Here is a 4,943-nt window from a genome sequence, read left to right as displayed (position 1 = left end):
AAGCCGCTGCCCCCTGCAAAGGAAAGATGGAGCTGGGTTACCGACTGTGCCGTACTCACATAACAGCGGTTGTATTCAATCTGTAAAGTCAATGTCAGGCTATCGTTAAAAATCTTGGCACAATTAAGTGCCGTATTGAGCACGGTTTTCTCAAAAGCTTCCGCATACCCGTAGTAATGACAAAGCACAGCTGGCTTTTCAGTTTCTTGAAAGCTGATCTGCGGGACGGCCCATTCGCTGTCCTCGTTGCTGTTCAAGGGCAGAAGCAGCTCGTCACAGCTCGGATTAAGTTTAGTAACCAAGGAAAGTCCAACTTGGTTTCCAATCCGATAGCCTCCGCGGCATTGAGCGTCCGCAGTTGCCTTGGGAGTGCCTTTTAGCTCGCTGAAAAGCGTCCCGAAGTCAGTCGTTGGCAGACTGTAGTATTCAGGAGGAATCAGCTTTGTAATATCAAGCAGACCATCTTGTGCCGAAGCCACGTTTGTTAAAAATAGAAAGCAAAATAGAATCGACTTAGAATGCATGGAGATCTCCTAGTTAAAAACTAAAGTCCGGGAGGGTTTGCAAAGCTTCCAAGGGTTGTATTTGATTGACATAGCCTTGCACCAATATCAGATCAGCTGCGCTGATCTTATCCTTGTTCAGGAGCTTACTGATCTCGGCAGCAAGAGCCGCATTCCGAGTCTTTACTTTCTCTACTGCAGCTGCATGAATATTCTGCCGAGCCTGCTCCAAACCTGCCAACGTATAGGAGCCATGGACAAGAATGACCGTTGCCCAATAGCGACGATCGAAGTCCAATGGAACCAGGTCTTGCAATTGACAGGCTCTCTGGTCGTCTGCAATAGACTGCAGCCCTGCGATGCGACACTGAGCAGACAAGGCGTCAATTGCGTTTTGAATCGCCTCATGCAGTTTTTCATAAGCGCTAACCAGGCCAGTCGCCAGATCTGAGCCCGACTGAGCCGAGCAATCCACGAACGTCTTGGTCCTGGCTGCTTCAAAGGCCTGCAAGTAACCAAGGAAATACCCAAAAAGATAGGGGTTTTCTTCAGGTTTAGCCCATTCTAAATCGGTGCCAAGGGCAAGGCTCTCGCCTCCACAGATGAGCAATGCGGAATGTTTGAGGCCATTGGATCGACCGGCTTTTATGCCCTTCAGGAAGTAGGGATCCGTGGTCAGCTTGAGTGGGATAAAGCTTTCTGAATCAAAAGGATAATCTAACGCATTAATCTCCGTCGGCCTCTCACCGGCAAAAAGCGAAGATGACCACACCAGGAAACCTAAGGTTAAACTTGCGATAACACGACAACTTATTTTGCGAGCCATAAGACGGACCCTTCATGATCTGAGGAGGTTTGATAGCCTCTTAAAATGTTTGTTTCGCATCTCATACGAAAGCCTGTACTGCAGTAGTTAAAACGGATGTAGCATATTTTGTTTTAAGACGAAGTAAAAACTTAGACCAATTTGAATAAAAGGTGCTCGCGATGTGTGCAAAGCAAATCTCGACGCAAATTAATGGTTTCAGCGAATATCGACTGAAGATATTTCGCTATAACCACTGTGTAAACCAGTAAAGCTCAGTACGTGCATTTTCTGTTATTGGAAGTATGCTTGGTGATTTCCGAACGCTTATATTCACACTTCCATCACTCAGCTTGTTGTCATTGGTGAAGCTTTAATCACTTGAAAAAATCCGAGACCTGCTGCAAGAGTTGTGAAGCAGTAGATTTCACAGTCCATCTCGATGGAAAATAATTTCAAAATGCACCTTACATTTGAAGGAGTGTGTCGTGAACATGTTGAATTTTCGTCGACTTCCAACCCTTGCTGGATCCATAGCCATTACTGTGACCGCAGTGAGTTCAAGCATGCCCGTGTCCTATGCGGAGACAACTCATGGTCTGCCTGGTGAGATGCTAGTGTTTGCAAGACCGAGCGGAGCATTCTACCTTGGTCATGTAGGTTGGGGATATCAGACCGATAGATTTCCAAGTCGCTATTGTGTAGGAGCTGTTGAAAACCCAGGAGGCCGGGCCGTGGTTGCAGCGCAGGCTGATATTGGTTACTGGCAACGCTGCAATCTGGACTACTATGAGATGCTTCAGGAAATGAGGAATCGAGGTTACGTGGCGGGTGAATGGTTTGCAGTGGGTAGGTCATACCCGTTGCAAGCGGCAACGTTTGCGAATGGTGTCGTGCGCACTCGTGGATACAAGGTAAGCGGCTTGAATTGCGCAAATGCCACGTGGGACATCGCCCGAGAATACGGAGTTTCATCCGACAACCTGCCGCTGCTTCAGTTGCTTCCCGCGCCCAATCTCTGGTATGCAGCCCTTTCTGTGGGGTTTGGCTGGCAACCAGAGGCACTGTAAACACGATCTGGCAAGCAAGGCGTTCTGCAACAACCTTAACGCGGGAGGTATGCCCTACTAACTCGGTTTCCCAAAGTGAACCCAGCTCCGAACGCCAGCCCCTTATATCCAATATTATCAGCATGATGATCTTCTTTGGGAGATCATCTTGTAGATCCCTTTACTCTGCATGGTTTAAAATTCAGATGACTGATTGGAAATTCCTGGGGCGAAGGTGGAAATCGTAATACCCTACGATCCCACAGGGCCTCGGTTTGGTGATGTATGAAATTCTGCGGACGAAGTTGACAATCCATATACTTTCGAGAGGTCACCATAATGGAAGCGAGGACTTCAAAGCTTGAGGCCCTTCAAAACGCATTGGGTAAATACTTTGAGCGATTTCCTGAAGTGAATGTCATGGATTTGGCTGTGCAAAGCGACGTGCCTTATGCAACTCACAGGCGGATTGTTCAGTCTGAAGTCAATGAAGTGAAGGATGAAACTATAGTCAAGCTCATTGAGCGGATTATGCCCGCTGCTGAACAATTGGATTTCATTCGAAGCCACTTCCCTTTGATTCTCAGCATCGTGGAAAGGTTAAGTCAAGCAAAGCCCATGAATGGTGATTTCTCCACATTGCTAAGAAAATTCAAACGTTTGAATCCACATAATCTCATCATACAATTGGCTTTATCAGCGCGCGGGCTGCATCGTGATGTTGTGAGGCGTTTGACCGGAGAACTAGGCCTGCGCTCGCTTGATGAAATGATAGAAGCCGGACTTCTGCAGGCACATGAGAATGGCGCCAGCTTAAAGGTGCAGCCATACAGCCCCGATTTAGCTGATCTGATGCACCAGGTTAACCAGGACGTCATGCATTTTTCACGAGATATGGACCCGAAATTTGCGCTCATTGGCCACGTATCTGAGTCTGTCACAGCTGAGGAACTCGCCCGCATTGTAAGTATGGGCAGCAAGGTTTTGAGAGAAGTTGACATGCTCAAGGAAGAGAGCCCAGGACGTGTCCCTTTTTTCTTTGATATCGTGATTGGTACTTATGATGAACAATCGGTTTTTGTCAGGAGATAATAAGTTGCAGCAGCCCTTCAGGGTTTGAATTTATCCCCGGAGACTTGAATATGACCAAATGACGGCATATAATGGTATTTGACCTTTGCCCTAAGGTGGAAGGCCATTATGAAAGCCAGTTCGATTAAGATTTGGAATAGAGAGAACATTGATTCCATAAAAGCTCGCATTAGAGAGGAGCTTTCCCCTCACCCTGCAGCGGAAGATCGTTATCCCTTCCTTTTTGCCCAGATATCCCAAAGCGATGATCAAAAGCCTGATCGTCTTTTGTATGTGCTGACCACGTTGCATACTTATGTTAGGGAAGGGGGGCTATCGGACATCCAAGTCAAAGACCTATTTGAGCTTGCGGATGCTCTTATTGCTTTGCAGAAAATTCAACCCAAAGTGTCTGAAGCCGCAGTGCTGCTGGGTGAACTGCATGTTTTGAGAGCGCAGTTGCACCTTAGCCAAGGTGAGCCTTTTTTAGCCTGTGTCGAGCAACAGTTAGTAGAAAGCGATTCAGGTATACATCTGCCCGGAGGCAAGGCCTTCCAATATTTTTCCTTGTCGAGGATGAGTCTTCGCCTCGGCGAGGCTGCGCTCGCTATTGAATATTTAGACACTGCGCTTCGCTCCTCGTTGGACCCCAGCTTGCAGCCGGCTGCCAAGATCATGAAACTTCGAGCTTTGCGATTAAGCCATCAGTGGGATCATGCAGACAGTCTGGGTGCTGAGCTCGCCGAGGAATGGAGCAACAATAAGAAGTGGTTTCTGGAGGTTGAGTGGGAGCAGTGGTGCAGGCAGGTTCACAAAACTGGTGACATTAGCGTCCTGATGGATAAGATTTATCCTCGAAGTGATTTTTATCAGCCAAGTTACGTGCTGGAGAGCTTTTTCTGGATCAGGTCCGTTTCAACGGTCAAGTGGTTGAATGGTTTTCCTAAGCTGAAATCTCTGAAGCAGTCAAGAAATATGAATTTTCGTCCTCTACCAGTGTATTATCGATGTGCTACATACCTGGAAAGGATCAACGACAAGACAATTCCTTTGTGTACCCGCCTCTTGCTCGTAAAAAAAGTTATGCAGAGCGTGAGCAGCCTGTCAGATGTCGACAAGATCCTCCTGGTTACGCTTTCAGTCGTGAGATGGTTAATCCGTAACCAATGCCGGGATTTTGCACGTATTGTCTACACCGAATATAGCCAGTTGAGCTACCGTCTCTGCAGGAAGCCGGATGTCCTCGGCATCGCTGAGGATATTGTCGGCAAAAAATGGTGACTGTTTTTCCTTCCAATTCTCTGCCGTGCTCGCAATAGCCGACGATAAATTTCAGAGCCAACCAATCGAATCTTATGTGGGATTGAGTGGGGGTTTATGCTTGGCGCTGGGTTACGCGTTTAGCATTCCTCATTCTGCGAACAGATCTTTGAGAGTCGTTGACCTTCCTATCAGAACGCATTCATCCAGATAGTAAAAAAGGTTCAAAGCCAAGAATAGATTTGATACAAGACT

Annotated in this window: 5 protein-coding genes; 3 read left to right on the top strand and 2 right to left on the bottom strand. The window is 47.2% G+C overall.

The window, feature by feature from the left end; genetic code table 11:
• Together VE954_RS35085 and VE954_RS35080 are read right to left on the bottom strand one after the other, a co-directional pair.
• The coding region (locus tag VE954_RS35085) for a hypothetical protein (protein ID WP_324961874.1) at positions 1-524 on the bottom strand (524 nt) is incomplete at its 3' end.
• Positions 525-537: 13 nt separating this feature from the next.
• On the bottom strand, positions 538-1,329 hold the full coding sequence (locus VE954_RS35080; RefSeq protein WP_324961872.1) for a hypothetical protein: 792 nt from the start codon (positions 1,327-1,329) through the stop codon (positions 538-540).
• A 467-nt stretch (positions 1,330-1,796) separates the two neighbouring features.
• Here VE954_RS35080 and VE954_RS35075 point away from each other — a divergent pair, with 467 nt between their 5' ends.
• The 3 genes from VE954_RS35075 (at position 1,797) to VE954_RS35065 (ending at position 4,709) form a co-directional block, all read left to right on the top strand.
• Positions 1,797-2,378, top strand: coding sequence for a hypothetical protein (locus tag VE954_RS35075; protein WP_324961870.1), 582 nt, complete (start codon positions 1,797-1,799; stop codon positions 2,376-2,378).
• A gap of 318 nt (positions 2,379-2,696) precedes the next feature.
• Positions 2,697-3,449: a hypothetical protein gene (locus VE954_RS35070; RefSeq protein ID WP_324961869.1), complete on the top strand. Its 753-nt coding sequence runs from the start codon at positions 2,697-2,699 to the stop codon at positions 3,447-3,449.
• Positions 3,450-3,716: 267 nt separating this feature from the next.
• The gene (locus VE954_RS35065; protein ID WP_324961867.1) at positions 3,717-4,709 is read left to right on the top strand and encodes a hypothetical protein; all 993 of its coding nucleotides are present in this window, start codon (positions 3,717-3,719) and stop codon (positions 4,707-4,709) included.
• Positions 4,710-4,943: the final 234 nt, after the last annotated feature.

The organism is Oligoflexus sp., assembly GCF_035638955.1.
Taxonomy (GTDB): Bacteria; Bdellovibrionota_B; Oligoflexia; order Oligoflexales; family Oligoflexaceae; genus Oligoflexus.
The sequence above is the reverse complement of the archived record's forward strand: the minus strand, read 5'-3'. Positions and strand labels throughout refer to the sequence as shown.

Excerpts from the sequence above, each read along its gene's own strand:
- VE954_RS35070 (WP_324961869.1), top strand. The coding sequence starts at position 2,697 with ATGGAAGCGAGGACTTCAAAGCTTGAGGCCCTTCAAAACGCATTGGGT.
- VE954_RS35080 (WP_324961872.1), bottom strand. The coding sequence starts at position 1,329 with ATGGCTCGCAAAATAAGTTGTCGTGTTATCGCAAGTTTAACCTTAGGT.